The sequence below is a fragment of the Actinomadura rayongensis genome, assembly GCF_009831215.1.
In the GTDB taxonomy this organism is placed as follows: Bacteria; Actinomycetota; Actinomycetes; order Streptosporangiales; family Streptosporangiaceae; genus Spirillospora; species Spirillospora rayongensis.
Genome location: NZ_WUTW01000002.1, coordinates 1,131,448 through 1,158,182 on the forward strand (window position 1 = coordinate 1,131,448; position 26,735 = coordinate 1,158,182).

The 26,735-nt window shown below is 67.3% G+C and carries 29 protein-coding genes; 17 read left to right on the forward strand and 12 right to left on the reverse strand.

Translation table 11 applies throughout. The features are described from left to right. Positions 1-132: 132 nt before the first annotated feature. Both GQ466_RS14545 and GQ466_RS14550 read left to right on the forward strand, forming a co-directional pair. Positions 133-1,668 carry a hypothetical protein gene (locus tag GQ466_RS14545; RefSeq protein WP_161103372.1) on the forward strand — a complete coding sequence of 512 codons (1,536 nt, stop codon included), beginning with the start codon at positions 133-135 and terminating at the stop codon, positions 1,666-1,668. 903 nt (positions 1,669-2,571) lie between these two features. Further along, on the forward strand, positions 2,572-2,952 hold the full coding sequence (locus tag GQ466_RS14550) for a hypothetical protein (protein WP_161103373.1): 381 nt from the start codon (positions 2,572-2,574) through the stop codon (positions 2,950-2,952). A 411-nt stretch (positions 2,953-3,363) separates the two neighbouring features. Here GQ466_RS14550 and GQ466_RS14555 read toward each other — a convergent pair whose 3' ends face one another. Next, positions 3,364-5,703 carry a DEAD/DEAH box helicase gene (locus GQ466_RS14555; protein WP_161103374.1) on the reverse strand — a complete coding sequence of 780 codons (2,340 nt, stop codon included), beginning with the start codon at positions 5,701-5,703 and terminating at the stop codon, positions 3,364-3,366. Between the two features lie 243 nt (positions 5,704-5,946). Between GQ466_RS14555 and GQ466_RS14560 the strand changes: the two genes are divergently transcribed. Continuing rightward, positions 5,947-6,300 carry an STAS domain-containing protein gene (locus GQ466_RS14560; RefSeq protein ID WP_103561456.1) on the forward strand — a complete coding sequence of 118 codons (354 nt, stop codon included), beginning with the start codon at positions 5,947-5,949 and terminating at the stop codon, positions 6,298-6,300. Positions 6,301-6,315: 15 nt separating this feature from the next. After that, entirely contained in the window at positions 6,316-6,786 is a 471-nt protein-coding gene (locus GQ466_RS14565; protein WP_161103375.1) for an ATP-binding protein, read from the forward strand. 230 nt (positions 6,787-7,016) lie between these two features. Here the strand turns inward: GQ466_RS14565 and GQ466_RS14570 are convergent, their stop codons facing one another. Next, complete coding sequence (locus GQ466_RS14570; RefSeq protein WP_161103376.1) at positions 7,017-7,574, reverse strand: hypothetical protein; 558 nt, start codon at positions 7,572-7,574, stop codon at positions 7,017-7,019. A gap of 249 nt (positions 7,575-7,823) precedes the next feature. Between GQ466_RS14570 and GQ466_RS14575 the strand changes: the two genes are divergently transcribed. Then, a complete protein-coding gene (locus tag GQ466_RS14575) occupies positions 7,824-8,363 on the forward strand; it encodes a hypothetical protein (RefSeq protein ID WP_161103377.1) in 540 nt (179 codons plus the stop codon). Positions 8,364-8,656: 293 nt separating this feature from the next. Here the strand turns inward: GQ466_RS14575 and GQ466_RS14580 are convergent, their stop codons facing one another. After that, on the reverse strand, positions 8,657-9,619 hold the full coding sequence (locus GQ466_RS14580) for a hypothetical protein (RefSeq protein ID WP_161103378.1): 963 nt from the start codon (positions 9,617-9,619) through the stop codon (positions 8,657-8,659). Positions 9,620-9,804: 185 nt separating this feature from the next. On the opposite strand from GQ466_RS14580, the gene GQ466_RS14585 reads away from it, so the two are divergent. Next, positions 9,805-10,527, forward strand: coding sequence for a hypothetical protein (locus GQ466_RS14585; protein WP_161103379.1), 723 nt, complete (start codon positions 9,805-9,807; stop codon positions 10,525-10,527). 304 nt (positions 10,528-10,831) lie between these two features. Here the strand turns inward: GQ466_RS14585 and GQ466_RS14590 are convergent, their stop codons facing one another. Continuing rightward, positions 10,832-11,044, reverse strand: a complete 213-nt coding sequence (locus tag GQ466_RS14590) for a hypothetical protein (RefSeq protein ID WP_161103380.1) — start codon at positions 11,042-11,044, stop codon at positions 10,832-10,834. A gap of 190 nt (positions 11,045-11,234) precedes the next feature. Here GQ466_RS14590 and GQ466_RS14595 point away from each other — a divergent pair, with 190 nt between their 5' ends. The 3 genes from GQ466_RS14595 (at position 11,235) to GQ466_RS14605 (ending at position 12,940) form a co-directional block, all read left to right on the forward strand. Continuing rightward, entirely contained in the window at positions 11,235-11,603 is a 369-nt protein-coding gene (locus GQ466_RS14595) for a VOC family protein (protein ID WP_337193510.1), read from the forward strand. A 204-nt stretch (positions 11,604-11,807) separates the two neighbouring features. Continuing rightward, a complete protein-coding gene (locus GQ466_RS14600; protein ID WP_161103382.1) occupies positions 11,808-12,404 on the forward strand; it encodes an Rv1733c family protein in 597 nt (198 codons plus the stop codon). A 158-nt stretch (positions 12,405-12,562) separates the two neighbouring features. Next, a complete protein-coding gene (locus GQ466_RS14605; RefSeq protein WP_161103383.1) occupies positions 12,563-12,940 on the forward strand; it encodes a BlaI/MecI/CopY family transcriptional regulator in 378 nt (125 codons plus the stop codon). Here GQ466_RS14605 and GQ466_RS32775 read toward each other — a convergent pair. The 6 genes from GQ466_RS32775 to GQ466_RS14635 form a co-directional block, all read right to left on the reverse strand. Continuing rightward, positions 12,919-14,199: a glycosyltransferase gene (locus GQ466_RS32775; RefSeq protein WP_161103384.1), complete on the reverse strand. Its 1,281-nt coding sequence runs from the start codon at positions 14,197-14,199 to the stop codon at positions 12,919-12,921. The two genes, GQ466_RS14605 and GQ466_RS32775, sit on opposite strands and share 22 nt — an antisense overlap. Positions 14,200-14,235: 36 nt before the next feature. Beyond that, positions 14,236-15,189 carry a M48 family metalloprotease gene (locus GQ466_RS14615; RefSeq protein WP_161103385.1) on the reverse strand — a complete coding sequence of 318 codons (954 nt, stop codon included), beginning with the start codon at positions 15,187-15,189 and terminating at the stop codon, positions 14,236-14,238. A 1-nt stretch (position 15,190) separates the two neighbouring features. Then, a complete protein-coding gene (locus tag GQ466_RS14620) occupies positions 15,191-15,553 on the reverse strand; it encodes a BlaI/MecI/CopY family transcriptional regulator (RefSeq protein WP_161103386.1) in 363 nt (120 codons plus the stop codon). A gap of 62 nt (positions 15,554-15,615) precedes the next feature. Continuing rightward, positions 15,616-16,224: a phosphatase PAP2 family protein gene (locus tag GQ466_RS14625; RefSeq protein WP_161103387.1), complete on the reverse strand. Its 609-nt coding sequence runs from the start codon at positions 16,222-16,224 to the stop codon at positions 15,616-15,618. A gap of 401 nt (positions 16,225-16,625) precedes the next feature. Next, on the reverse strand, positions 16,626-17,039 hold the full coding sequence (locus tag GQ466_RS14630) for a hypothetical protein (protein WP_161103388.1): 414 nt from the start codon (positions 17,037-17,039) through the stop codon (positions 16,626-16,628). After that, the gene (locus tag GQ466_RS14635) at positions 17,039-17,344 is read right to left on the reverse strand and encodes a hypothetical protein (RefSeq protein ID WP_202420431.1); all 306 of its coding nucleotides are present in this window, start codon (positions 17,342-17,344) and stop codon (positions 17,039-17,041) included. The genes GQ466_RS14630 and GQ466_RS14635 overlap by 1 nt, the downstream gene beginning before the upstream one ends. A gap of 731 nt (positions 17,345-18,075) precedes the next feature. Here GQ466_RS14635 and GQ466_RS14640 point away from each other — a divergent pair. Together GQ466_RS14640 and GQ466_RS14645 are read left to right on the forward strand one after the other, a co-directional pair. Further along, a complete protein-coding gene (locus GQ466_RS14640) occupies positions 18,076-18,900 on the forward strand; it encodes a helix-turn-helix domain-containing protein (protein WP_161103389.1) in 825 nt (274 codons plus the stop codon). Further along, positions 18,891-19,076 (forward strand): DUF397 domain-containing protein, encoded by a 186-nt coding sequence (locus GQ466_RS14645; protein WP_161103390.1) that lies wholly within the window; start codon positions 18,891-18,893, stop codon positions 19,074-19,076. Before GQ466_RS14640 ends, GQ466_RS14645 begins: the two co-directional genes overlap by 10 nt. Positions 19,077-19,214: 138 nt before the next feature. Here GQ466_RS14645 and GQ466_RS14650 read toward each other — a convergent pair whose 3' ends face one another. Beyond that, complete coding sequence (locus GQ466_RS14650) at positions 19,215-19,664, reverse strand: hypothetical protein (protein WP_161103391.1); 450 nt, start codon at positions 19,662-19,664, stop codon at positions 19,215-19,217. Between the two features lie 464 nt (positions 19,665-20,128). Between GQ466_RS14650 and GQ466_RS14655 the strand changes: the two genes are divergently transcribed. From GQ466_RS14655 to GQ466_RS14680, 6 genes are all read left to right on the forward strand, one after another. Further along, the gene (locus GQ466_RS14655) at positions 20,129-22,369 is read left to right on the forward strand and encodes a type IV secretory system conjugative DNA transfer family protein (RefSeq protein WP_161103392.1); all 2,241 of its coding nucleotides are present in this window, start codon (positions 20,129-20,131) and stop codon (positions 22,367-22,369) included. Between the two features lie 315 nt (positions 22,370-22,684). Continuing rightward, positions 22,685-23,437 (forward strand): replication-relaxation family protein, encoded by a 753-nt coding sequence (locus GQ466_RS14660; RefSeq protein WP_161103393.1) that lies wholly within the window; start codon positions 22,685-22,687, stop codon positions 23,435-23,437. Beyond that, entirely contained in the window at positions 23,434-23,901 is a 468-nt protein-coding gene (locus GQ466_RS14665) for a hypothetical protein (RefSeq protein WP_161103394.1), read from the forward strand. The genes GQ466_RS14660 and GQ466_RS14665 overlap by 4 nt, the downstream gene beginning before the upstream one ends. Further along, positions 23,891-24,196, forward strand: coding sequence for a DUF4282 domain-containing protein (locus tag GQ466_RS14670; protein WP_161103395.1), 306 nt, complete (start codon positions 23,891-23,893; stop codon positions 24,194-24,196). Before GQ466_RS14665 ends, GQ466_RS14670 begins: the two co-directional genes overlap by 11 nt. Positions 24,197-24,435: 239 nt before the next feature. Then, on the forward strand, positions 24,436-24,948 hold the full coding sequence (locus GQ466_RS14675; protein WP_161103396.1) for a hypothetical protein: 513 nt from the start codon (positions 24,436-24,438) through the stop codon (positions 24,946-24,948). Further along, positions 24,941-25,192, forward strand: a complete 252-nt coding sequence (locus GQ466_RS14680) for a helix-turn-helix domain-containing protein (RefSeq protein WP_161103397.1) — start codon at positions 24,941-24,943, stop codon at positions 25,190-25,192. The genes GQ466_RS14675 and GQ466_RS14680 overlap by 8 nt, the downstream gene beginning before the upstream one ends. Before the next feature lie 109 nt (positions 25,193-25,301). On the opposite strand, the gene GQ466_RS14685 is transcribed toward GQ466_RS14680, so the two are convergent. Next, entirely contained in the window at positions 25,302-26,444 is a 1,143-nt protein-coding gene (locus GQ466_RS14685; RefSeq protein WP_161103398.1) for a tyrosine-type recombinase/integrase, read from the reverse strand. Positions 26,445-26,735 lie beyond the last annotated feature (291 nt).

The window sequence follows — 26,735 nt, forward strand, 5'->3', positions numbered from 1 at the left end:
AATCCCAAGGCAGTCGACGCACGCGGTGACCCCCGCCGCCCCCCAATCCGCAGCGCGACGCCGGAGCACCGTCGGCAGGCCATCCGAGGAGGGACTGAGATCGTGACCGCGATTCGCAGGATCGGTGCGGTGATGCTCGTTGCACCCCTCGCGATGGGCATCCCGGTCTTCGTCGGCGCCGCGCCCGCCTCGGCGGCCACGGCCGTCACGGCCCCGGCGAACGGCGCGATCGTCCGCAGCGGCAGCTCCGTGACGGCCAAGGCGACGTTCGACGGCTCGTTCGTGCCCGTGTCCGGCGAGCTGCACGTCACGACGCCCGCCGGCGGCGATATCCTGGTCGATCGCGGCATGGCGTTCCTCGGCCCGGCCAGCCTTTCGGGCAACGTCGACATCCGGCGCAACGGCAAGTACACGTTGACGGTGCGCCGGGCCGGACGCACGGCATCGACCAGCACGTTCACCGTCCGGATCCCACCGGCGCGGCCGAGCGGGCTGTCGGCGACGGCGGCGGGCGGCAAGCTCAAGGTGAGCTGGGCGCGCGGCGGTGAGAGCGACATCAACGGCTACAACGTCAACGCGTCGGGCGTCGGGTCGCAGTCCGGGGGCGTGAGCAAGTTCTGCTCGGGGGCCGCGTGCTCCGCGACGTTCGCCGTCGGGACGACCGGGACCGTGAAGGTGAGCGTCCTGGCCAAGCGGCCCAACGGCATGGGCGGGACGGTGTCGTCGGCCGCCGCGTCCACGAGCGTCACGATCAAGGGCGGGACTGGTGGCGGAGGCGGCGGGTCCGCGCCGCTGCCGACGTCCGGTGCCGTGCCGCCGCTGCCCACGACCGGCAACGCGCCGCAGACGCCGCTGACGAACCTCAACGGGCAGTCGCCGGTCACGCTGCCGTCCGTCCAGCCGGACGGCGCGACGCCCGGGTACGCCTACCCCGCTCCGCAGGTCGCCGGGCAGAGCACGCCGACCGCCGACAACGCCGTTCCGATGGGGCCCATCGAGTGGAGCCGGAACATCGGGATCGCACTCGTCCTGCTGGTGATCGCCGCGCACCTCGGGATGTGGACGCGACGGCTCCGCGTCGCGCAGGCCGGCGTCAGCAGCAAGGGCATGGCGGCACGGATGGCGCGCAGCGGGACCGGCCGCCGGCGGGTGAGCAAGACGCGGGAGAGCATCTCCGAGGCGGAGACGCTGGCGCGCACGGCGGTGCTCACGCTCGGAAAGCCGAAGGGCGCGGCGGACGCCAAGCCCGCCGCCGACACCGAACCCGCTCCGACCGGCATGTTCCGCAAGCCCGAAGGCGACGTGAAGATGCCCCGGTTCGACGCGCCGCCGGAGAAGCCCGCGTCGCCTGAGGCGTCCGCACCGGCTGGGCCGACTGCGCCGTTCGACCCGTCCACGCCGTTCGACCCGCCCGCGCTGTCCGGGCCGTTCGCGCCGTCTGAACCGTCCCCGCTGGCTGAGCCGCTCACGCCGCCCGCTCCCGCCGTCGCCGCTCCGCAGCAGCCGAACGAGTCCACGATCTTCGCGGCGGCCAAGCCGGCCGCCAAGCCCGTCCGTCGCCGTCCCGCGAAGCTCGGCAAGCCGAAGGGCGGTCGCGGCGCTCGTCCGTCCCGGACCCCGGTCGGTGTGCCCGGCCCCGACGACCGCAAGTCCCGCAACGAGCTGTAGCAGTCCCACCCCCGTCCAGTCCCGCCAAGCGGGGAGAGATGCGGTCCCACGCGCATGGGCGCGTAGCGTCGCCGATCCGGTTGATCTCCCGTTGTTCGGACGCGGTCACGCGCGCGTGAGCGCGCAGCCCGTGGTGCTCCTTCGCGCGTCCTGACGTTCGCGCAGTCCCGCTCGCGTGAGCGCATCGTGATCCGTGACCTCCTGCACGCCCAACTGGAGCACGCGGCCCCGCGCACGCGGGCGCGTAACACCGGTGCTGGCCGGGCTGTGGCCGCCTGAGAAGCCTTCCGTCGGCGCGCGGTCTTGAGCCCGGAGGCGTACGTGAGTGCGTAATCGTTCAGGGTCGGGAGCATGCTGCTGGATGTCGGCGTGTCTCGCGCGGGCGGGTGCTTAACGGGCTGCGCTTGTCCGGCCTCTTGGAAGGGTGAGTGCGGCGGTGTGTGAAGGTACGGCGAGCTGCAACGTGCCTTGGGTCGGCCAGGGCGTGCGGCGTCCAGCCGGTATGTGGATCAGCGACGAGATATTGCCGCTTCGTCCCAGGCCTGCCTGATTTGCTCGCCAGCTTCCGCGGGTGTCTGAGTGCTCATTTGGCTTGGGCTGGGCCGTGCGCGGTCCGCTTGCTCGGCGGGTGGGCGTACTGCTGGGGGTTCGCGAATTGGTTAGTTATGCGGTGATGTGGGTTCTTGGGGGCTGTTGGGTGGGGGCTTGCGGGGTGGATGCGGGTGGTTACTGGGTGCTTTCGTGAGTGGAATGGCTGGTCAGAGAGGTGTTGGTGGACGAGTTCGTCGTTCGGGTGGGGTTTTGATCATGAAGTGATGGCGCTGGGCGGGGATGGGGGCTAGGCTCCCGAACCGGCAGAGAGTTCTCCCGGTTTGTCCCGGTAACGGAGAGGAGACGCTCCGCATGATCTTTTTGGGGCTTGTGCTCGTGGCGGTCGCTGTGTCGACCGGCGTGGCCGTCGTCATGGAGAATTCCGATCCGGCGACGCTGTCGGCCTTTGGGAAGAGTGTCCCGGGTGTCGACAATGAGTGGCAGGTCTTCTTGGCCGGTGCCGTGGTCGCTCTCCTGTTCGTGCTGGGGGTGAGCGTCGCCATGTCCGGCATGCGGCGTTCGCTTGACCTGCGGCGCGAATTGCGCGATCTGCGGGACGAGCATGAGGAGGTGCTGTCCACGATGGAGATGGAGAAGCGGCAGCTTCAGCGTGAGTTGGCCAAGGCGCGGCAGAACGGTGGCGGTGCGGCTCCGGCCGTCCCCGCGCAGCGTGTTGCGCCACCGCTGGGCTGACCCTTCTGGCGTCGACTGCCTCGCGGTCACCGGCCGGCTTCTATTCCCCGGCCGTCCTCCGCAGCGTGTTGTGCCGCGCTCGGCTGGCCTTGGCGGCGTCGACTGCATCGCGGTCACCATCGACGTCTGTTCCGGCGGTACCCCGCAGCGCGTCGTGCCGCGCTCCGCTGGCCTTGCTGGCGTCGACTGCATCGCGGTCACCGCCGACGTCTGTTCCGGCGGTGACCCGCAGCGTGTTGTGCCGCGCTCGGCTTGCTGGCGTTGACTGCATCGCGGTCACTGGCGGCGTCTGTTCCGGCTGTTCCCGTGCAGCGTGTTGTGCCGCCGCTCGGATGGCCCCGCTGACGCCGACTGCCTCGCGGTTGCTTGCCGGCGTCTGTGGGGTTGTGGCGTCGGCTTAGGATGCGGCGGTCAGTGCGGTGCTGTGCCTTGCCTGCTGCCTGTTTGGTCAGGTGGGGTGGGGGCGTGGCGTAGGAGTTCGGCTAGCAGGTCCAGAGCGCCGACTTTGTCCAGGGGCTCGTTGCCGTTGCCGCACTTCGGTGACTGGATGCAGGACGGGCAGCCCGACATGCACTCGCAGGACGCGATCGCGTCGCGGGTCGCGTGGAGCCATTCGGCCGCGTCCTCGTAGCCGCGCTCGGCGAACCCCGCGCCGCCCTCGTGTCCGTCGTAGACGAAGACCGTGAGCAGGCCCGTGTCGGGGTGGAGGGCGGTGGAGACGCCGCCGATGTCCCAGCGGTCGCACGTGGCGAACAGGGGCAGCAGGCCGATCGACGCGTGTTCGGCGGCGTGCGCGGCGCCGGCCACGTCCAGGTCGCCGAGCGCCTCGACGTGCGGCTGCGCGAGCGTCCACCAGACGGCGCGCGTCCGCAGTGTGCGCGGCGGCAGGTCCAGCGGCTTCTCGCCCACCATCTCCCCGGTCTGCACCCGGCGCATCTGGTAGGCGACGACCTGGCGCGTCACCTCGACCGTCCCGAAGTTCAGCGTGGCCGCCCCCCAGGACGCGCTGCGCAGCGGCTCGACGATCCGGATGTCGGTGACGTCCCGCGCCGTGGTCGAATAGTCCGGTTCGGCGGCCGAGACCAGGGCCACCGCGTCGTCCAGGTCCAGGGTCTGGACGACGAACGACTCGCCCTGGTGCAGGTACACGGCCCCTTCGTGGACGGTGGTGTGCGCGGACGCCTCGTCCACGGTCCCGAGCAGCCGTCCCGTCCCGGACTCCACCACCTGGATCGGTTCGCCGCCCGCGCCCCGGATGTCGGCGAGGTCCGTGGCGCGTTCGCGGCGCGTCCAGTACCAGCCGGTCGGCCGGTGCCGCAGCAGACCGCGGCGGACGAGGTCGGGCAGCAGTGCGGCGGCCGTGGGACCGAACAGTTCGGTGTCCGCCGCGGTGAGCGGCAGTTCGGCCGCGGCGGCGCACAGATGCGGCTCCAGGACGTACGGATTGTCCGGATCGAGCACGGTCGCCTCGACCGGCGTGCCGAAGATCGCGCGCGGATGGTGGACGAGGAACGTGTCGAGCGGGTCGTCGCGGGCGACGAGGACGGTGAGCGAATCCTGTCCGGCGCGTCCGGCGCGTCCCGCCTGCTGCCACAGCGACGCGCGCGTCCCGGGCCAGCCGCAGACGAGGACGGCGTCGAGCCCGGACACGTCCACCCCGAGTTCGAGCGCGTTCGTGCTGGCCAGCCCGACGAGCGTCCGGGAGCGCAGCGACTCCTCCAGCGCCCGCCGCTCCTCCGGCAGGTAGCCCGCGCGGTAGGCGGCGACCTGCGCGGCAAGCTCCGGCGCGGCCTCGGCGAGCGCCCGCTTCGCCCCGAGTGCGACCGATTCGGCACCGCGCCGGGACCGGACGAACGCGAGCGTCTGCACGTCCTCCACGACGAGGTCGGCGAGCAGCGCGGCGGCCTCGGCGGTCGCCGTCCGCCGGACGGGCGCGCCCCGCTCGCCGCGCAGCTCGGTGAGCGGCGGCTCCCAGAGCGCGAAGGTGGCGGGGCCGCGCGGGGAGGCGTCGTCGTCCACCGCGACGACGGGCACGCCGACCAGCCGGGACGCGGCGGCGGCGGGCTCGGACGTCGTCGCGGACGCCAGGACGAACGTCGGCTCGGCCCCGTACCGCGCGCAGACGCGCCGCAGCCGCCGCAGGACCTGCGCGACGTGCGAGCCGAACACGCCCCGGTAGCCGTGCGCCTCGTCCACGATCACATAGCGCAGCCGACGGAGAAAACTGGCCCAGCGGGCATGCCCCGGCAGCAGCGATCGATGCAGCATGTCGGGATTCGTCAGGACATAGTTCGCGTTCTGCCGGATCCATGTCCGCTCGTCGCGCGGCGTGTCGCCGTCGTACGCCGCGGCGCGCAACCGCGTCAGCCGCAACGCCCGCAGCGCGCGCACCTGGTCGGCGGCCAGCGCCTTGGTCGGCGCGAGGTAGAGGACGGTCCCCGCCGCGTCCTCGTCATAGATCGCGGCGACGGCGGGTAGGAGGTAGCCGAGTGACTTTCCCGACGCTGTTCCGGTGGCGAGAATCACGGATCGTCCCGCGCGGGCGTGCTCGGCGGCGGTGACCTGATGCTTCCACGGAGCCTCGATGCCGGCGGCGGCGAGCCGTCCGACGAGGAGCTCCGGCGCCCAGGTCGGCCAGGCCGCAGAACGCCCCGGACGTGCGGGAACGTGCTCGACATGGGTAACCCGGGCACGGCGGGACGGATCGGCCAGAAGCCGGTCGAGGGGAGAAGAAGATCTTTGGACGCCCATCAGGTTTTCAGTGTGCCAGCATGGGCAAAACCAGGGGAACGCCTCGGCGCCGACGGCCTCACCCCCCTGCCATGACCGGCAGATCGCCAGGTCAGACGGGATGGCGCGAAGTTTCGCCTGTCTGGGCGATAACGTGCGTCCAGGACGCCGGAGCGTGGTTGAATCTCGGGCGAAGTTCCGTTCGCCGGGCCGCCCGCCGCGGTATGAGCGGAATCGAATGTGCTGTACGGCGCTGGAGGATCTGTGGACCTGAAGGTGAACGACTACACCACCGACGATGGCCTGACCGTCATCACGGTGGAGGGCGAGATCGACGTCTACACGGCGCCGAAGCTTCGCGAGAAGCTGATCGACCTGGTGAACAAGGGCAAGTTCCACCTGCTGGTGGACATGGAGAAGGTCGAGTTCCTCGACTCGACCGGTCTCGGCGTGCTCGTCGGCGGGCTCAAGCGCGTCCGTGCCCACGACGGTTCGCTGGAGCTCGTCTGCACCCAGGAGCGCATCCTCAAGATCTTCCGGATCACGGGGCTCACCAAGGTCTTCGGCATTCACACCTCGATCGCCGAAGCCGAGGAGAAGCGCAAGGGCGCCAAGTAGGCGGCTCCCGCTGAGATGGCGATCGTCGAACTCTCATTCAGTGCGCTGCCGGTCCATGTCCGCACGGCCCGTCTGATCGTCACCGCGGTGGCCCGCCGCAGTGGCGTCGAGGAGGCCCTGCTGGACGAGGTCCGGCTCGCGGTGGGCGAAGCATGCTCCCGCGCGGTGGAGGCGCACCGCCGCAACTGCCCGGACGAACCCGTGCACCTGGAGCTCAAGGGCGAGAACGGCCGGTTCGAGGTGACGGTGACCGACGCCGTGCCCGGCGAGGACATCTCCGGGCCGGGGCGCCGCGAGGGCTCCGACGCGTCCTCGGGCGACCTGACCTCGGTCGGCACCCCGGAGGACCTGGCGTTCGCGCTGGCGAACGGGACGGTGGACCTCGGGCTCGCCGTCATCGAGGGCCTGGCCGACGACGTGGAGATCAGCACCTCCCCGAAGGGCGTGCAGATCCGCATGAGCTGGCCCGCCGAGGAGGCGAGCTGAAGCACCCGGCCGACGGCCGCGCCGAAGCTCCCGCTCAACGGCGCGCGCCGACGGCCGTCCCGCTCCCCTGTCGCGCACCCTGCCCGGTGAGGCCGACACCGCCCCACCGGGCAGCCGACGCGCGCCACTAACCCACGCCCGCCCGCCGCGCGGCTGTTGATCCCGGGCCGCGACGCGGGACGGCGTTCGCGCCGGGCGTCGCCGCCCGCACGGCGCCTCGGAGCGCGGCGTCAGCAGCCGTTGGCCGTGACGGACCCGTTGAACGGGACGTTCTCCCCGGACACGGTGAATCGCCCGCCGACCTTGAAGGTGTAGTTCCCGGCGCCGCTGCACTTGAAGGTGAACCGGTCAGCGAGGACGAGCGTGAACTCGCCGCCGCTGTTGCCGGAGAAATCGCCCGAATACTGCGGGTTCGCGGGGCCGCTCGGCTGCTCGTCCCACACCTTGTACGGCCCCCACGGCGTGTATTCGAGGTGGTACTTGCCGGGCTTGCTCTCGGGTTCGAGCCGTTCGCCGTCCTTGGTGATGAGGTAGGTGCCGTCGACCGAACAGGTGTTCCGGGACCAGACCATGACCCCGTGCCAGCACTCGGCCTCCAGCGTCCCGTGCGACCAGCCGGTCGCCGTCGGCTCCAGGCACAGCCGCCACACGGCGCTGCTCTGCCCGTTCTCGGAGCGGCTGTCGGTCTTCGCGGTGCACACCTCTTCGCGTGCGGCGCTCCGCTCGCCCGCCACGGCCGCGTGGCCCGGAAAGACCATCCCGCCCGCGCACACGGCGGAAGCACCCACCGCCAACAGACGACGAACCATGAATCGCTACCCCCGATCGGTACGACACGACGGCGAGACCGCCGTCCAGCGGCGGTAACTATACACACACGAACAATCACTTAACGTAGTTCACATCTGCAAGCGCCGATGGCTCCCGGAACCGCCCGTGGGCTGGGCCGGCCCGGAACAGGTGCGGCGAAAGCTGCATACCGGGCGTGTATTCCCGCTAGCTTGGTTCCGCCCGAAAACCGGTAGCTGAGGATGGTCGTGAGCAATTACGTCGTGCGACTCGGTGGCGGCGCGCTGGCGCTGGCCGCTGTCTTCGCCTTGTCCGCGTGCAAGGACGGCGCGAAGACCGATGACGTCACGTCCGGGCCGCAGGGTGGGACGCCGACGGTGAGTTCCGTGCCGTCGACGCCCAGCGTGCGGCCTTCGGCGCCGTCGCCGACCTCGGTGCCCAGGACCGTCGATGCGGCGATCGCGCGTTATCTGACCGCTGTGCGGGCGCTCGGCACGGGTGACCTGACGACCTTGTGCGCCATCGCCGGGCCGGCGGCCAAGCGGGCCGAGGTCCAGGGGTTCGGCAAGTGCCGGACCACCTTCGCCATCACGCGGAGCATGTTCTCCGACGCGCAGTTGGCGGCGCTGCAGACCGCGACCGTCAACAAGGCGATGGTGACACGGCGGGCCAACGGCGACGTGGACGTCCCGGCGCGCGCCGTCGTCGCCGCCACGCGGTTCACCGCGCGCGACCTGAGCGATCTGACGTTGTCCTACCGCCACGGCAACTGGTTCATCATCGACTGATGCCGCGTCCCGTCCGGCGGTGGACGGCCGACGGCCCGCATGCTCGACGGCGTGGCGCCGTCCGAACGCCCGGGATCGGTGAGGAGTTCTTCCGGACGTGCCGACTCGTGCATGGCCGTCCCATTCCATGGCGAATCGTCATCGTTCAGACGACGCATGCGCCCGGGCTTCGCGTATGGGGCCAGGCGATCGGCCGCGTCTTCCTCCGCTTTCACCGTGAGTGCGCAACGTGACTGCCCGCAGGCACGATCTTGGAGCGGGGAAGCGGCTTTCGCCTCGAGCTGCCTTCCGTACTAGGCCCCTTCAGGTTCAGGAATCCGCCACGTGATCGAAAATCGTTGCTCTGGCGGAAGGTTTGGTCGGCCTACCACGGCGCCCTCTTCGACGAGGTAGGCGAAGACCAGCCAGTGGGCTTCCTCGGAGACTTCGTCCCAACTCTCCGGTGAAAGCGTCATGACTTCTCGCATGAGACTCGGATCCGACTCGGCACGCAGAACCCTCTCCCGCTCCTCGTCGTCGATATCGCCGTCATCGTGAAATGCTTTGATCGAGCGCGCCAGAAGGTTCGGCTCGGTGCGCAGGCGCCGAACCATCTGCTCGCAAACGAAGTCGAAGACCTCTTGAGCCTCGTCTTCGTTCAATTCATCCGTAGCCGACCGATAACCGAACGGGGCACCGTGCTCCCCACCGAGGTAGTCACCCTTCAGAATACGCAGGAGAGCGTGCAGGAAGAATTCGGCGCCGGACTCTTCGATGACCCGAAGAGCGACCTTCACCCAGTCCTCTTCAGCGATCAGCGGTTCGTGAGGGGCGACGAGGGCGGGATCGATCTCGACTGCATTGAAGGGATTGATCAACATGCCGGCGACCATCTCGGGCGTCCAAGTTCCATCCTCGCCGCCCCAGCCCTGGAGGAACAACTCGCGGGCAGATTTCAGAGAACCCGCATCGCCTTCCTTCACCGCACGCCAGAGCGGCAGGAAGCGTGCCACCTCGGCCTGCGGGTCCCGCGGCGGATGACATGACTCGGCGAGCACCGAGACGATCGACTCGACAGTCTCCCAGCGAGGCTCGCGCAGGCCATTGAGCGCGGACCGTACACCCTCATGACTGACCGTCGCGGGGTACGCGCCTCTCCTGATCGCATCGCTGACACGGCGATGGCTGGGACGCCCCGCCGCTCGGTGAAGCTCTTGGAGCGCCTTCGTCAGATCATCGAGGGCCTTCCGCCCTTGCTGGTCCGGTGCGGCCGACATGAACGGTGACCTCGCTTCCCGGTGTCAGATTTTGTCAGCAGCTTAGACGCCGAGGCGGCTGATCAAGCCAGCTTTCGTCAAGTCCGACGACGGCTCGCCAGAAGCTGACACCTTCGAGAAAGCTCCAGCGAAGATGGGTCACGGCGAAGCCGAGAAACCTTGTGCTGCGACTCGATGGAGGGATCATGCATATACCTGCGTACGCACGTCGGGAGCTGCTGGACGCCATGCCGTCCGAGCCGAGCGAGGAGCAGGCGCGGGGCTCGAACTGTTTCCTCTGCGACACACCGTTCGCCGTCGCCCGGGAACGGCCGATCGAGGTGGTGTCGGGCGAGAACGGCTCGTTGCACGCGTGCCGAGGTTGCCTGACGGCGTTCGTGGCCAAAGTTCGCCGCCAGCGCCACGCCGCGGCTGAACACGCCGCCCACGAGGAGAACAGCAAGACCCCGCCGCTGCTCACGCGCTACCTCACGTCCATCGACAACGTCCGGCGCGCAGGCGAGGCGGTGCAACACCTCGCCGAGAACGGAGAACTCGAACCGCCTCAACTCGCTTGGCTCATGGTCTCGCTCGAATCGGCGCACGATTGGGCCGCCGAGGAGAGAAGCGACATAGCGGACACACAGGCTACAAAGCAGGCCGAACTCGACCTTTTTATCCAAATGGTCCAGGTCAGAAGCCTCGCCGCAAATATCCTGATCTACCACGTCATCAACGAGGCTTCCCCGGCTGAGCCCGAGCTGTGCGCCGAAATGGAGTGCCCACCGGAATGCCAGGGACGCCATGACGCCGAGCACATCGACTGCGGCCCGGACAGCATCTACGAGGAATTGGCCGAACAACACGGCGTTCTCATACGAGACATGGACAAGATTCGGTACGCCAACAGCAAGCAGGAACCCTCATGAGATGGGATGACATAACGCTCTTCATACTCGCCGGATTCGGGGTCCTCACTCTGCTGATCAGTCAGCTAAGGGAACTACTGGGAAAGATTCCCGGGCTGATACGAGATTTCCGAGCGGTCCGTCGAGCACTTGACGAGAGACACGAAGAAACGAGCGAATAAGCGGTTTCGGCGACGGCGACCAAAAGCAGCTCGGGCGTAATTTCAAGAAGAGGAGGCGAAATAGCACCGGCGGGTTGCACTTCGATGAGTCGATCATCGACGCACTGGCTGCCCTGGCCGGGGGGTCGAGCGACCGGTGACGGCTACACCGTCGTCTCTCGGACGGCTCGGTTGGGCTTGCGCAGGAGCGTCCAGGTGTTGCCGCCGCCGTCGTCGTGGGTGACCTCGGGGCCGTGCAGGGCGAAGGTCGGGTAGCCGTCGTACGGGATCGCGGCCTCCAGGGCCGCCATCGCGGCGGCGCGGGACCACAGGGTCCAGGGGGCGGGTAGTTCTTCCGGACGTGCTGGCTTGTGCATGGCCGTCCCATCGCGTGGCGGATCGTCGTCGTTCAGACGATGTGCGCGCCGTCGGGGTTCAGGAGCGGGTGCGGGTGAGCGGGCGGGATTTCGGTCGGCGCGAGAATGAGGTGAGGGGGTTGTCATGGAGAGTTCGGAGCGGGGGTACGGGCCTGAGTGCGCGTCGCCGTTCGGGTTCGCGTTGCATCATGTGCAGTTGGCGATTCCGGCCGGGAGTGAGGACGCATGCCGGGCGTTCTACGTCGGTGTTCTGGGCATGACCGAGATCGAGAAGCCGCCGGTCCTGGCCGCGCGGGGCGGGCTGTGGGTCAGGGCGGAGACGTTGGAGATCCACCTCGGCGTCGAGGACGACTTCCGGCCCGCGCGCAAAGCGCATCCGGGGATTCACGTCGGCGATCTGGACGGGCTCGCGCGTCGGCTCGCGAACAACGGCGTGCAGGTCACCTGGGACGACGCTTTTCCAGGGCATAGGCGGTTCTTCGCGTTCGACCCCGTCGGCAACCGGCTCGAATTCCTCCACCGGGAGGTCGCCCCGCCCATAGGGGGAACGGTGGCGTGAAAGCCCGACTCCGGTCCCGGCGGGGACGGGGGACGGGTCGCCGCGCGGGTCCGGTCGGGCGCGGCTGGTGGTGCGCGGGGAACCGGGTGGGGCGGGTGGTCGTCCGAGGGCGGGCGGCCCGTGCGGCAGGGACCTTCGACCCGTGGTCCGCGGCGTCCGCGGGCGCTTACCGTGGAGGTGGGCGGAACTTCTGAGGGAGTCACGATGATCACGCGCGTGCGCGCCGGAGCGGCCGGGGTCGGCCGACTGCGCCGTCGGCTGGGGTTCGACCGCAATCCGTTGCGGCGTCCCGTCGACCGCGTGCAGTGGACGGTCGGTCTCGTGCTCCTCGGGCTGTTCCTCGTCGTCGCGCCGCTCGTCGCCGGGCGCACCGCGACGCGGACGTACGACGCGGGCGTGCGCACCGAGCGGGTGCAGGGCGCGTCCCGGTACCACGCCGTCGCGCGGGTCACGGACGTGAGGGTGAAGCAGGACGGCGGGCGCAACTCGTCCAAGTACGCCGTGCTGCGCTGGGACGCCCCCGACGGCACCATCCGCACCGCCGAGACCTGGGCCTGGTTCGGCGCGGCCCCCGGCGACCGGCGCGGCATCTGGGCCGACACCGACGGCCGGCTGACCGGACGCCCGCAGAAGCACGCCGAGACGATCGCGAACGCGTCCCTGGCCGGGATCGTCGCGACGGGTGCGGCGGGGCTGCCGTTCCTGGCCGCGTACCTGCTCGTCCGGCAGAGCTGCGACCGCCGCCGGAGGATCCAGTGGGAGACCGAGCTGGCGCGGCTCGGGCGGCACCGCATCATCTGACGCGTGAGGTCGGCCACCGCCGCGTGACGTTCCCGCACGCCGGGGCGCTGTCAGGGGTGAGCGGTCCGCCCCCGACCCTCCTACTACAACTGAGTAGTACATAGAATGGGCAACGATGTCCGTCGTCCCAGGCGGCGCGCGATGGAGGGGATCGAGACGTGCCCACACCCGCAGGTGGCCGCCGCGGCAAGGGCGATCTGGAGGCCGAGGTCCTCGCGGTGCTGAGCGCGGCGGACGCTCCGCTCACCCCCCGCGACGTCGTGGAGCGCCTGCGCAGGGCCCCCGCGTACACGACGGTGATGACCGTCCTCGTCCGGCTGCACGAGAAGGGCTCGGTGCGGCGCGTGCGGGCCGGACGCGCCTACGCCTACTCGTTCCTGCGCGACGACGCGTCCCGCCGCGCCGCGCAGATGCGGCACCTGCTCGGCGAGGAGGACGAGCGCGCCCGCGTGCTCGCCCGGTTCGTGGACGAGCTGTCCCCCGCCGACGAGCGCCTGCTGCTGCGCCTGCTCGGTCAGGACGACGAGCGGGGCTGATCGTCCAGCAGCGCGGCCCACTGGTCCGCGACGATCGACGGCGCGTACCGCGTGACGGTCTCCACCGCGCGGCGGCCAAGGCGGATCCGCAGGTCGGCGTCGTCCATGAGGCGGCCCAGCGCGGACGCGAACGCGGCGACGTCCTTGGCCGGGACGAGCAGCCCGTCGTCGCCGTCGGTCATGACCTCGCGCGGCCCGGTCGGGCAGTCGAACGCGACGACCGCGAGGCCCTTGCTCATCGCCTCGATGAGGACCAGCGGCATCCCCTCGAACCGTGAGCTGAGCGCGTACACCGACGCGCGCGCCAGCTCCTCGCCCATCGCGGCGGTGCGGCCCATGAGGAACGCGCTGCCGGTCAGGCCGCGCGCCGCGATGTCGGCGCGCAGGGCGTCCTCCAGCCGGCCCGCGCCGAACACGCGCAGCTCCCAGCCGGGACGCCCGTCGGCGGCGCGCTCCCAGGCGGCCAGCAGCAGGTCGAAGCCCTTCTGCGGGACGAGCCGTCCGGCGGCGACGACGACCTTGGCGTGCGGGTCGGCGGGCGGGCCGTCCAGCGGCGGCACCGCGTTCGGGATGCAGCGCAGTTCCCGCACCTGCGGCAGTTCGCGTTCGTAGCTCGCGAGATCGGTCGGGGTGAGCGTGACGACGGTGTCGAGGCGTCCGTACCGGCGCGCGATCCGGGCGCGGACGTCCGCGCGGTGCCGCCCGAGGTTCATGTGCTCCTGCCCGATCGTCCGGACGCCGGGCGGCGCGAACGCCGCCGCCGCCAGGTTCAGGCTGGGCCGCGTCGTGATCAGCACGCCGCCGCGCAGCGACCGCAGGAAGCGCAGGAGCAGCAGGTCCGTCCAGAGCGAGCAGTGCTTGCGGGACGCCTCGCCGCGCGGCACCAGCACGCTCGGCACCCGGGACAGGACCTTGCGGACGAGCCCGGACGGCGGTTCGACGCGGTCGTCCAGGCAGGACACCGCGACGCCGTCCGGCAGCGGGAACGCGGGCGTGCGGCGGGTGCGGACCAGGCCGACGACCGCGACGTCGTACCGATCGGCGAGCGAGCCCGCGCAGTTCAGCACGGTCCGGATCGTCCCGCCCTGGCCGTACGCGTGCTGCACCAGGAACACGACACGCCGGGACGGTTCGGGCGCCCGCCGCGCGCGCCAGAGGTTCGCGGGCCACAGGAGCGCGCGCAGCGCGGGCTCGGCGACGGCCAGAAGCGCGCGCAGGAGCGTGCGCAGGACGAGACGGCGCCATTTCCGGATTGACACGACCGACCCCCGATCTACTACAAAAATTGTAGTAGATTATCCGCGCGACTGGGCAGTCCCCTGCCGTGCCCGGTGAATGACCTGGTGCAGATCGCTCGCCCGGTCCTGGACGCCCGTCACCGCGAGCACCGCCAGCAGCGCCACCGCCGCGACGAGCCCGTGCCGGTGGGGCGGCGGCGGGGCGAGCAGCGCGGCGACCCGGCGCGGCACCGGGCCGGGACGCGTCCGGGACCGGCGGCACAGCGGCGGCGCGCCGATGCCGAGCACGACCCGTCCGGGGTCGCGCGCGGCGGCCAGCGCGGCCTTGCCGATCGCGCGGGCGGCGCGGCGCCGGTCGCCCGCGGTCGCGGCGGCGCGCTCGTCCGCCCACCGCTCGGTCGTGTACGTCACCGCCGCCCGAAGCGGCCACAATGCCGGGTTCGCGGCGCTCGCCACCCGGACGACCGCGCGGAACAGATGGTGACCCCCGGCCAGGTGGGCGCGCTCGTGAGCGAGCAGGACGCGCCGCTCGGGCTCGGTGAGCAGCGCCAGCATCCCGGTCGACACGACGATGCGTCCCGGACGGCCGGGCAGCGCGAACGCCTCGACGCCCGCGTCCTCGACCACGGACACGAGGCCGTCGCCGGGCAGGTCGCGGGCCGTCCGCGCGGCGGCCCGCAGCGCCCGGACCTCCCGGACGGCCGTCCGGGTGGCCGCGACGAGCGCCGCGACCGTCAGCGCGCCCGCGACGGCCGCGACCGGCGGGCTCGTCGGGTCGTCGCGGTGCAGGACGCGCTGGGACAGGTCGGCGAGCGCGGCGATCAGCGGCAGCCGCAGCGCTCCGGCGAGCGCGAACAGCGCGAGCGTCGCCGTGCCGGTGAGGGCGAGGAGCGCGCCGGTCGCGGTGAGCAGCCAGGTCGCGGTGCGCGGCGGGAGCAGGCTCGACAGCGGACGGGCGGCCAGGCCCACGACGACGGGCACCGCGAGCGGCAGGCAGCCGTCCAGGTCCACGTCACGCGCCTTCGAGGAGATCGCGCAGCAGCCGCTCGTCCTGGTCGGTGAGCGAGTCGACGAAGCGGGCGAGGACGGCCGCGCGGTCGGGGCGGCCGTCCATCACCGCGCGCATCCGGCGGGCGGCGAGGCCCGGTTCGTCGCTGATCGGCGCGTAGCTGTACGCGCGGCCCTCTTTCGCGCGCACGAGCAGGCCCTTGGCGTGCAGCCGGGTCAGGATCGTGACGACCGTCGTGTACGCCAGCTCCTCGCCGAGCCGCGCCTGGACCGCGCTCGTCGTGAGCGGCACGCCCGCCCGGTGCAGGACGGCCATGATCTTCGATTCGAGCGTGCCCGCCGCACGCCGCGCACCGCCGTTGGCCATCGAGCACCCCCGCACAAACGGCCTTCTACCCATCCGTAGAAGAACAGTTTGACATGGGTGTCTCACCGCGGGGCTCCGGGTCGGCGGAGCGCCGCGGCCGTCACGGCGACCGCCCCGGCCGCGAGCAGCCAGCCGCCGACGACGTCCGACGGCCAGTGGACGCCCAGCCAGATCCGCGTGACGCCGACCGCGACGGCCCAGGTCACGGCGGCGGCGACGACGATCGTCCGGCGCGGGCCGCGCAGCTGCGCGCAGGCGGCCCAGACCAGGAGCCCGGCCGCCGTCGCGGCGGTCGTGGTGTGGCCGGACGGAAAGGCGAAGCCGCCAGCGTGGACGGCCCAGTCGGCGGCCGACGGGCGCGGGCGCTCGATCGCGTCCGCCAGCACCCGCCGGACGACCGCCACGACCAGCAGGAACAGCGCCGCGCCGACGGCACCGCGCACGCGGCGATAGACGAGCATCCCCGCCCCGGCCGCCACCGCGTACGGGACGACGCCGACGCCGGTGGACGTCACCACGACGGCCGCGTCCCGCACCGCGCCAGGACGGTGCGCGACGCACCAGTCGTGCAGCGCGCGGTCCACGCCGAACGGCTGGCCGTGCCGCGCCAGGACGGCCGCGAAGACCGCCGCCAGGGCGAGAAGGACGGGCACCACCGCTCGGAGGATCATCGTCGCCACCTTATGCGGACGATTTTGACGGCCCGGTAGCAAGGGGATTGCGCATCGAATCTGACGGAGTCAGACGGAGGGTAGCTGACCTGCGCGGATGCCGTGTAGCCACCTCATGAAGTGGGGAGCCGTAGGGGCGGGGATGCTGGGGTTGGCTCCCTGTGGTGGCTCCCGCTGTCCGCTCGCGTCGGACAGTGGGCAGACCCCCCGGGGAGAGAAAGGGGAGGCTTGATCCCCCGGGGGGTCTGTGCTCACAGGGCTTGCACTCTCAGCGTGTGTCGCCTTGTGAGCGCTCCCCGGACTGTCCCTGTTGGTCCGGGGAGCCCGTGGTTACCTCCGGCCGGACGGGACTTGCTTCGTCGGGCCACACGGGACAGTGGCAACCGTCCGGCCGGAGGGGTTCAATCGGCGGGTTTCCATTGCCATGCGGTCGCACGCTGGCAGTGGTGGCAGACGTACAGATCCCACTTTTTCGCGGCGGCGCGCATTGCTTCGATCGCCTCTTTGAGGTCGATGTGAGTCGTGACAGGGGTGAAGGACTGCCATGCGCGAGTCATCGCGTTGCACGTCCGTCCCTTCGTGCCGGTCACCGATCGCAGTCCGGATAGATGTACGGTCTTGCTGCTGACCATGATCGTGTAGCCCGGTTCGCGCTCTACGTCGGTGTAAATTTTGCGTAGTTGGTCAATGGCAAGGGCATTGACTTTTGTGATCATTCCTTCCAGTAGTCCCGCGTTTCGCATGGCTTCTTGATAGGCGGCTCCGACCAGGTCTAAGGCGTGACCAAGGTTGGGGATTCGCTCGTATGTGCTCATCAGCAGGTGTCCCGGTGGCGGTAGGCGGGAAGTTTGAAACGTGCGGCGCGCTCGTCCTCGTGCTGCATGAGACGCGCAAGTTCCTCGTGCGTCGCTGCGATCACGAAATACAGAAGGCCCGCCTTCTCTTGGGCGTAGGTGAGCGGTGCGCGCAGTCTGCACGACCACGTGCCGTCGCGGGAAAGGCGGGGCTTGCACCACCGGCTTTCTTGGAGTTCCGATGACGTGGCCTTGGCACTGCGTTGCTGGTCGTCCTTGGCAGCGAAGTATCGGCCGATGTGCGGGGGAAGACTCGATCTCTTCATGCCGTGTGTCCTATCTTCGGCGGTGATCGCGACCCCGGAGGGTTGACCTTCCGCCGTGCGGAGTGAATGGGAGCGTCACCCGAACCCGAGGATAATCCGAATTGCACGCACGGTTCCCACGTAATCCGATACGCGTCCGATAGCTGAGCCGTTCTCGCGTCGGATAAACGTCCACTGACCGCCGATGAAGTCCGCGCAGACCTCTACCGCGAAACCTCGCTTGACGTTGGTGACTTCCAAGTACACCAACCCTCGGTGATCAACCGTCTTCACGGACAGGGACGGGTCGCTCAACGCGGTCCGGAGACCTCCGAGATACATTCGGCGTGCGTTCGGCAGGCGCCCCCATTCGCCTGCCTGTTCCGGCGTTCGCGCGGTCATGCGCTCCGACCAATCGTCAGTTCGGAGACTCCAAGCGACTCACAACCGGCCGTGTACTCACTGGAGTTGCGAGGGCGGCAGAGTGTGACGGCGGAGTCTCGCGCTCCCTTCGGTGGGTCGGCGCGCACCAGAAGCGTGATCGTCTCGGCGGGTGTGACCGGTTTGGGTGGAGGCGCAGATTTCACGGGGGTTCCTGCCCTGGTCGGTGTTCGTGTGCCACCCATGAAGCCACTTGCCGAAGCGGTGCGCAGCTTGAGCGCCGCGAACGCTCCAGATGTGTCATCCTTGAGGGACTGCACGCAAGTCACGCAAGGGCCACGCAAGTCGGCTCAAGTCGAAAGGTAGGCAAGGTGGCAGATCAGTTGCGCCGGAAGCGCTCCGGAGACAGATCGGCACCCACACCAGCAAAAAAAGCCTTCGGTGAACATCTGCGCGGACTCCGCGAAAAACTCAAAATCAAACAAGCGGCTCTCGCAGCAGCAACGAACGTCACGGAGTCTGCCGTAAGCAAGATCGAAAACGGCAGGCATCGCCCGAGTCCGGATTTTGTGGAGAAGGCAGACAAATACCTCAACGCGAGCGGATCTCTCATCCGACTCTGGGATAACCTCTCGCAGGACGGATATCCCGCTAGCGTATGGTTCGACTGGCAGGAGTCGGAAGAACACGCGGATATCCTTGAAAGTTATCAACTGAGCGTCTTGTCGGGACTCGCGCAAACACGCGCGTACATGACGGTCCTGCTCAAGGGCGACGCGAAGGAGATCGAAAAGCGACTAGCACGGCAAGCCGTACTCACACGGGAAGACCCCCGACCTCCCAACGTCGTATTTCTCGTAGACGAACAGGTTCTTTACCGGAAAGTCGGCGACGTAGAAGTTATGCGCGAGCAACTGGAACACTTGCTTGCGCTCGGCGACCTTCCCAATGTCACCGTACAGATTGTTCGATCAAGCGGAGACCACCTGGGGAACGGAAGCAGTTTCGTAGTTGGTACAATGGACGATGCCGGGCAAGTCGCCTACGTGGAAAACTCGCTAAGAGGCTTCACTGTAGACGATCGTCACGATCTGACGGTCCTGCATGGAATCCTGATCGAACTCAGGGCTAACGCGCTTCCCGTGGACCAATCACGGGAGTTCATTCGGAAGGTGATTGCAGAGCGATGGACTTGATTGAACTGACTTGGCGAAAGGCCAAGAGAAGCCTTGGCAATGGAGGCGAATGCGTCGAACTCGCTAACACGGCCGAAACCGTCCTTGTGCGCGACAGCAAGAACCCGGACGGGCCGAAGGTTCCCCTTCCTCGGCAGAAGTTCCGGGAATTCATCGGAGCGGTTAAGAACCTCTAGCCGAACCGGCGGTACCCGCTTCGCCTACAGAGCGCCCCTTGTTCAAACGAATGGGGGGCGTTTCTGCTGTCCGGTGTACCGGGGAAGGGCGGGGTTCCCATTTGGGACCTTCGCCCGGCCTTTTCGCCCGACAGTACGCTATCTTGCGCCCGCCGACCGGCTCTCGATAAGCGAGTGAATCGCGAAGGCGAGTTCGAGGAAGTACCGGCGTGAGTGGTTGTCCCGCCGGAACGTGTCTGGCTGTATACCGATGGCGCGTGCGGCTTGGCGTCTGCGTTCCTCGACCGAAAGCACTGCGGTACCGGACGCGAGTCCGAGCATGATACGCAGAGCGCTTCCGACCGCCGGGCCGTCATGTTCTTCAACGGCTGTTATCCCTTTGCGAATGAGGTCTTCCGCTATAGCGGCTCGTGTCATATTTGATTCCTCGTCCCCGTTGGGCGGTACGAGAAGGTCAATGACGGTAGGCGTGAAGACGGTGAGGTTCGCCGCGAGCGCGCCATGCCGGACTGTCGCGCGTAGCGCCTCGTGAACCTGTTCCCGACTCGGTGGCGGTGTCGTGTCGGCGGGCTGATCGTCACTGATCATCGGACTTGAGGGCTCCCCCTGTTCGCGGCGTCTTCCGGTGACCTGCATCTTTGCGGGCCATCGGTGGGAAACTTTCGTACCCGACCCATACTAGATCATCTTCCGCTGACCTGCACCGATGCCAATAACTGCCACGTTTTCCCTCACTTGGTAACTTCCTAACTGACTGCCGTGAGGGACGCCCGTCGGCCTGCCCTTAAATGTGGCTTGTCTCAAACGGACGTGTTCTCGCACCATCGGTATTGATGAAACACCAGCCGATGGGAGACGCAACATGCGCATGTACTACCGACGCCCGTGGATGGGCCGAATCCTCGCGTTCCTCATTGCAATCCCTGTTCTCGCGTACGTGGGTCGCCTCGTCAGCGAGTGGCTGATCCCGGTCCTCCCTCTAGTCGGTGCGGCCATTCTCGTCATCGTGTTTTGGGCGGTCGGATTCCGCCGCCGTTACTAGGCGGCCGACGTTGACCTACCAGGAATCGGCAATTTTTGTGCTCGCAGTCGCGGGTTTGTGCGCCGTGATCGTCGTGACAGGGGATTGGGTGGACCGCCGGAAGTGGCGTGCGGGTTTGGTCGCCTACAGGATGCGGCTTCCCGCCGATCTCTCGGTGGAGACGGTAACGGCGGCCCTGTACTTGATCGGTCCGCTTTCGGGTCGGTGGCCGGTTGTCGTAGAAGTACGCGGAACGGCTCGGGGCATCACGCATCACATACTCATTCAGGCGCATCTAGCGCCAGCAATGATCACGAGGCTGACGGCAGCGATGCCAGGGCTTCGCCTTGAAGAAGATCCGGAAGGGTTGGAATATCCAAGGTTCCGCCGCGCGCGTGAACTCCGGAGTAGTAGACGATGGCGGACGCTCGACTACGGGCACGGCGAAAGCGCTATCGCTGGCGTGCTCGCAACGATGTACCCACTCGGGTCCGACGAACTGATCTGCGTGCAATGGGTCGTCTCGGCTACCCGGCGCGTGAAAGTGGCGCGCGGTGCGCCCGACGACATCGCTAAGGCCATTGCAGAGAAGAACCGGTTTCCGTTGCTGGACGCGGCCGGACGGGTTGCGGTGCGCGCGTCGCACCGCTCACGCGCGGCGCTGCTGTTGGCGGGTGTCCTCGGTGGCCTGTCGGCTGTGAGCGGCCCTGAGACGCGCATACGGACACGCGCCTTGCCGACACGAGTAGTCGCGCGGCGAGCTGCGCGCCGCGCGATTCCGGTCACGTCCGCATGGTGGCCGATGCTGTTGTCTGCGGCCGAAGCGGCGGCGCTGCTGGCGTTGCCGACACAGGGACTCACCGTCCCCGGTCTCAGCGTCGGGTCCGCGCGCCAGTTGCCGCCGTCGTCGCGAATGCGGCGGACGGGTCTCGTCATCGCTGACAGCAACTATCCGGGGATGGAATCCCGGCCATTGGCGCTTACGGCAGATGACCGGCTAAGGCACGTCATGATTCAAGGGCCGACCGGATCAGGCAAATCCGTTCTTCTCGCCAATCTGATATTGCAGGATATCGACGCCGGCCGTGGGGTGCTGGTAATTGACCCAAAAGCCGACCTGATTGAGGACATCGCGGCCCGGATTCCCGACAACAGAATTGATGATGTCGTGGTGATCGACGCTGCGGCGCTAAACTATCCGACCGGCTTCAACCTGCTTTCCGTTAACACATCTGATGAGCACGCACGGGAACTCATGGTGGACCAAGTTGTTCACGTGTTCGCTTCCTTGTGGCGCGATTCGTGGGGACCGCGAACAGCGGACGTCATGCGCAATTGCCTATTGACGCTGGCGTACACCAGAGCGCCCGGGGGACGAGCTTTCACGGTCGTTGAGATACCGGCCCTGCTCACCGACGACGAATTTCGCCGAAGCATCCTGCGGCAACCGATTCCGGATGCCGTGCGCGGATTCTGGTCCGCATACGACGCGATGAGCGAGCCCGATCGGGCACAAGTCATCGGACCCTCAATGAACAAGATCCGGGCGATCTCCACTCGCACCGCGCTGCGTCTGATGCTCGGACAGAGCAACGGCGTTGACCTGTCCACCCTGTACCGCGACAACCGCATCATTCTCGTGCCTTTGCAGAAAGGCAGGATCGGGCCGGACGCCGCGCATTTGCTCGGTGCGCTTCTCGTCTCGACCCTGTGGCAGATCACGCTTAGTCGGGCGTCCGTTCCAGCGGACCGCCGACGCGCAACGTTCGCCTACCTTGATGAATTTCAGGAATTCATGCATTTCGGGAGAGCGGACGATTTCGCCGAAATGCTCGCACAAGCGCGCGGGCTCGGACTGGGCGTCAACATGGCTTACCAGTACCTAGACCAACTGAGCGCAGATGTCACAAACGCGGTACTCGGAACCGTCCGTACCCAAGTCACTTTCCAGGTGGAATACCGCGACGCTTCCACGCTCGCGCCGCGTTTTGCGCCATTGACCCGAGACGACCTTGGAGCGCTGGACGCATTCGAGATCGCCATGCGCCCTTGTATTGACGCGCGGACGGCATCACCCGTGACCGGGCGGACGCGACCTCTAGGCGAACCGCTGAGAGACGGACGCGACTTCATCCGCGAAAGCGCACAGCGGTTCGGGACGCTCCGCGCGGACGTCGAAACGGAAATCGCTGAGCGCGTCAAGCCGCGCATCCGCGTCGTCCCGGAAACAAGAATCGGCCGATCCACTGATCAGAAACGACGTGGGAGCTAGGTCGAGAAAAGCGCAATGTTCGGTGTCGCAGTCGGCGTGGCCTGGGGTGATACCTCCGGGCAACACGATACCGGCCACATCACCCCAGGTCACAGCGCTTCCTTCCTCCTCCCCTCCTGCTGAAATTCTTACCCTCACCCGGCCCGGCCTCTCATCCTCCACTTCCCGCCCCCCAATGTTCCCACTTTGCCGACCTGTGGGAATTCGCCAAGTAAATGAAATTGAAAACAAACAGAAGGGACGGACACGTTGATTCCACCATCGAACACATTTGAGCGTGCGGTCTGGCTTGAAATGCGGCTCAATGACCGTGACTTGTCGATTCTCGAAACCGTTTACCGGCTCGGATTGGTAACCGGTTCGCAAATCGAGCGACTGTACTTCTCCGGCATGGCCAGCCGATTCACGGTGCGCAAGCGGGTCATGCACCGGCTTGTGGAAAGCCGTGCGCTCGTCATTCTTCCGCGACGTGTTGGGGGAAACTTCGGCGGAAGCAGTCCGGCGATTTACGCGATTGACCCGGCCGGTTCGATGCTCATTCGGACCATTCACGGGATCCCGGAAAGGCAAAAGAAGGTGATCGGAGGACGTGTTTCACCGCGTCTGCACTCGCATATTCTGGCCGTTTCGGAAATTTACGTGCAGCTCATCGAGTCGTCCCGGAGACTGCCGTTCGCAGTCGCGGAGTTCCAAACCGAGCCGGAATCCTGGTGGACCACCGATCTCGGTGACGTCGTCAAGCCCGACGCCTATGCGGCCCTTGTCAGGCGCAATCACCAGGTCACGGATCACTGGTGGATTGAGGTCGATCGAGGCACGGAAGGCGTTCCTGTCCTACAAGAGAAGATGCGCAATTATCTGCGCATTGCGCAGTCCGACGCCACCGGTCCGGGCGGCGTTATTCCGCGTGTCCTCTTCTCTACTCCCGACAATCGACGCACGGGAGCACTCACCCGTGCGGCGCGCGAATTCCCGGCCCCTGCTGACCGGCTTTTCGTGATCTGCTCCCAAGGTCTGGCGACGGTAGACGGACTAACGCGCGACCTTTTCCGGGACGACGAACAATGACACGCTTTCCGGCTGCGATCGTCGCCGGTTGGTCGGCGGCGCTGGCCGTAACCTATGCGCTCGCCGCACTCGCGGCCGTTCAGTTCCCGATTTTCACGGACGCATTCGACTCGCCGCACCGCCCGATCGTTCCCGTCCTGTCGGCAACGCTGGCCGCATGGGTCGCGCAAACGTCTGCTGAAATCGGCCTCGCGCTCGCGCGTCCGGCTCAGTACCCGGACTACGGCGCTTTCACGTGGCTCGTCTCACCGGCTTTCGAGTGGCTGCGCGGACCCACCTTCCGCCGCTACATCTCAACCATCCTGTTCATCCTGCCGTTGAGCACGTTCCCCGCTGTTGTCTTCCTTGGGGCAACGACGATTCCCGAATGGCTCTGGATCGGCATAGCGTCGTTCGCCGCTACCGGTCACATACTCGCCGCAGTGCGCCAAGCACAGAAATGGAAGGTCTTCGATGAAAGGTAACTCCCTGTCCGCCGCGCTCACCGAAACACAGTTTCAGCGTTTCGTGACTCCGACAATCGTCTCAGTCCTGTACCGCGTGACGCGCATTACGGCGGCTCTGTGGGTCAGCATCCTTCTTGCCGTCATCATCGCTTTTCGCTCGTGGCTCGGACCGGTCGCAACGGCGGCATTCGTCACGCTTCTTCCGCTCGGGTGGATCGTCTTCGTTATGGCCGTGCGCGTTGCGCTTGAAGCGGTGGCAATTGGATTTGCGATTCACGCGGAAATCCAGCGGATCAACCCGGAAAAGGAGTAGCCATGTCACCACGTAGACGCCTAGGGGTCGCGTTCGCCCCGGCGGTCGTCCTGGCGGTCGTCCTGGCGGCGTCCGCGTGCGGAGGGAGTCACCAGCCGCCCGGCCGGTTCTCACCCGTCTTGCCGACCGGCCCCAGCTCTGTGCGGCCGTCCACGGGCAGCACAGCGCCGTGCGCGCCAGTCGGCAACGGCGCGGGATGCGCCGCGAACGGTCAACGCCTGCGGGATGTCCTGCGTCTCATGCTCACCCGTGCCGACGTGTCCCGACGCGACTTGCCGGACTACCGCGCCGAGACCGACAGCGCGCGAGTTGACGCGCTGTGCGGATGGACCGACGACGCGCCTACCGGAGTCCATGCCGGAGAACTTCGGGTCTTCGGCCAGCGCTGGAACGACTACATTCGGGGAATGGGCAGCGACTTGCGCCGTTCCCTCTATCAGTCCGCACTTGAATTCGAGACCACCGAAAAAGCCGCCGCATACTTCGACCAGATTTCCAGAAATTGCAAGGCAGCGGCCGGCAAAAATGGGACCCTAAAATTCGGCTGGAAGTATTTTCGCCGGGTCGAATCATTGGGATGCACGAAAGGCGGAACGTGCGAAAAAGTCTCTTACGTCCTCACGCGCGGACCGCTCATGCTCACCATGACTTTCGCGGAAGTCTCATCCGGTCCGCACCACGAAAGCCCGCAGAAAACCTGGCAGCGCGCCGACCGATACTTTGCGACCATCACGGGGAGAATTCATGACTGACCGGCACGACCCAGACAGCATTTCAGGCGAACCCACCGACGACGCGACAAGCGAACTCCGCGTCTTCACGGTCTTGGAGGTTGCCGAACTTCTCGGCGTTTCGAGGGATACCGTTTTCGCGCTGCTGCGTACGGGTGAACTCCGCTCCATCCGTATCCGGGAGCGCGGACGGCGTGTGACGCACGGCCAGTTGCGCGCCTACCTCAAGCGCCAGGAAGACGGTGCAGACAGCGACAGCGCCTAGCGCTCTCTCAGAGCCTCGCGCAGCGCGTCCCGCGTGAGACTCCCTAAGCCGTCGTGGAAGGACGCAGAAACGCCCCTGACGAACCGTCAGGGGCGTTTCTGTGCGCTGCCTACGCCGCTAGGCCGTGCGCAGCCTGAGCGAACACAGCGTCGATCACGCTTGCCGACTGCTGGTGAACCGGTGCGAGAACCTTGCGGTAATGACGCTCAAGCGTCTTGAGCGTGTGCCCGCACATGTCCGCGATAATCTCGCGCGCGATGCCGTGATGGCTCATCACAGAAACGAACGTGGTGCGCGTCTCGCGTAGCGTCCACTCGGCAGGGTTGGCGATACCGGCCGCAGCGATCAAGGCGCGAAACTCATGCCGCGCGGTCAAGGCGGTGTAGGCGCTTCCATCGGGGCGCGTGAACACCGGCGTTTCCTTTGACACGATTTGGCCGCGCGCGGCGAACTCCGCGCGCTGGACCTTCCGCCAATCCATGAGAGCGGTAACGGAAACTCCGCCGAGCGTCAGCCCTCGGCGGCTGTTCTCCGTCTTAAGCTTCCCATCGGTTCGCGCAGCGCGCTCGACATAAACCGTGGGTTCTTCCGAGTCCAGATCCAGCCATTCCCACGTCAGTCCGTTCAGCTCATCAATCCGAAGCCCGGACGTGAGCGCCAACGCCAGATACCCGCCGAACCGCTGGTGCGGAGACAGGCACGTCTTGAGGATCGAGTCCGTCTGAGCCACGCTGAAAGACTTGCTTTCGCGCAACCCATCTTTCGTTCCCTGCGGACGCGCGACAGGAAGGCTCACGTTCTCCTTGACGTACCGGTACACGATGGCGCGATTGATCGCTTTCGTCAGTAGCGCGTGAACCTTGCGCAAGGATTCGGGGCAAAGCTGCGTGGCCATCTCCACAAGCCACACAGACACGTGCAGAGGCTCAAGGTCCTTAATTTTGATCGCACCGATTTTCGATACGTGAGTCTTGACGAAACTTCGGTAACTCCGGATCGTCCGGGGCGCCTTCCCTCCGCGCTCCAGTTCATCTACGTATTCGGTGACTACCCGGAGAACGGTAACCGATCGGTCGGTGGCGACCTTGTCATCAATGTCTTTGGCAAGCTTCGCAAGCTTGTCCTTCACAACGGCCTTAGTGGGACCCTTGCGCTTGGGACGGTTCCGCGTGCCGTCGGCCTTCAACCCCAGATCAAGGACGCCGGTGAAGCCCTTGCCCTCCGGGTAGATGCTGGCCTTGTAGCCGTTCACGAGTAGAGTACTCATCAGACGCCACCAGTCCTTCCACGACGCGGTGTGTGTCAGGAAGGGTCGGACGTTCCAGCGTCCGGCCCTTCCGCCTGTTGAGAGCCTTCGAGAGCTAGAACGGCCTTGCGACTCCGGGCGTTCCGGGACCCATGATCATGGCTCCCGTGATGGCTCTCTCAGCACTCATCTTCTGTTGTTCCCCCAGGTCATCCGGGGGTACCCACGGTAGCCGCGCTACCGGCCCGGTGGGGATGTCGCGGTCGACCCCGTCCGGGCGGTCTTGATGCACTGGGA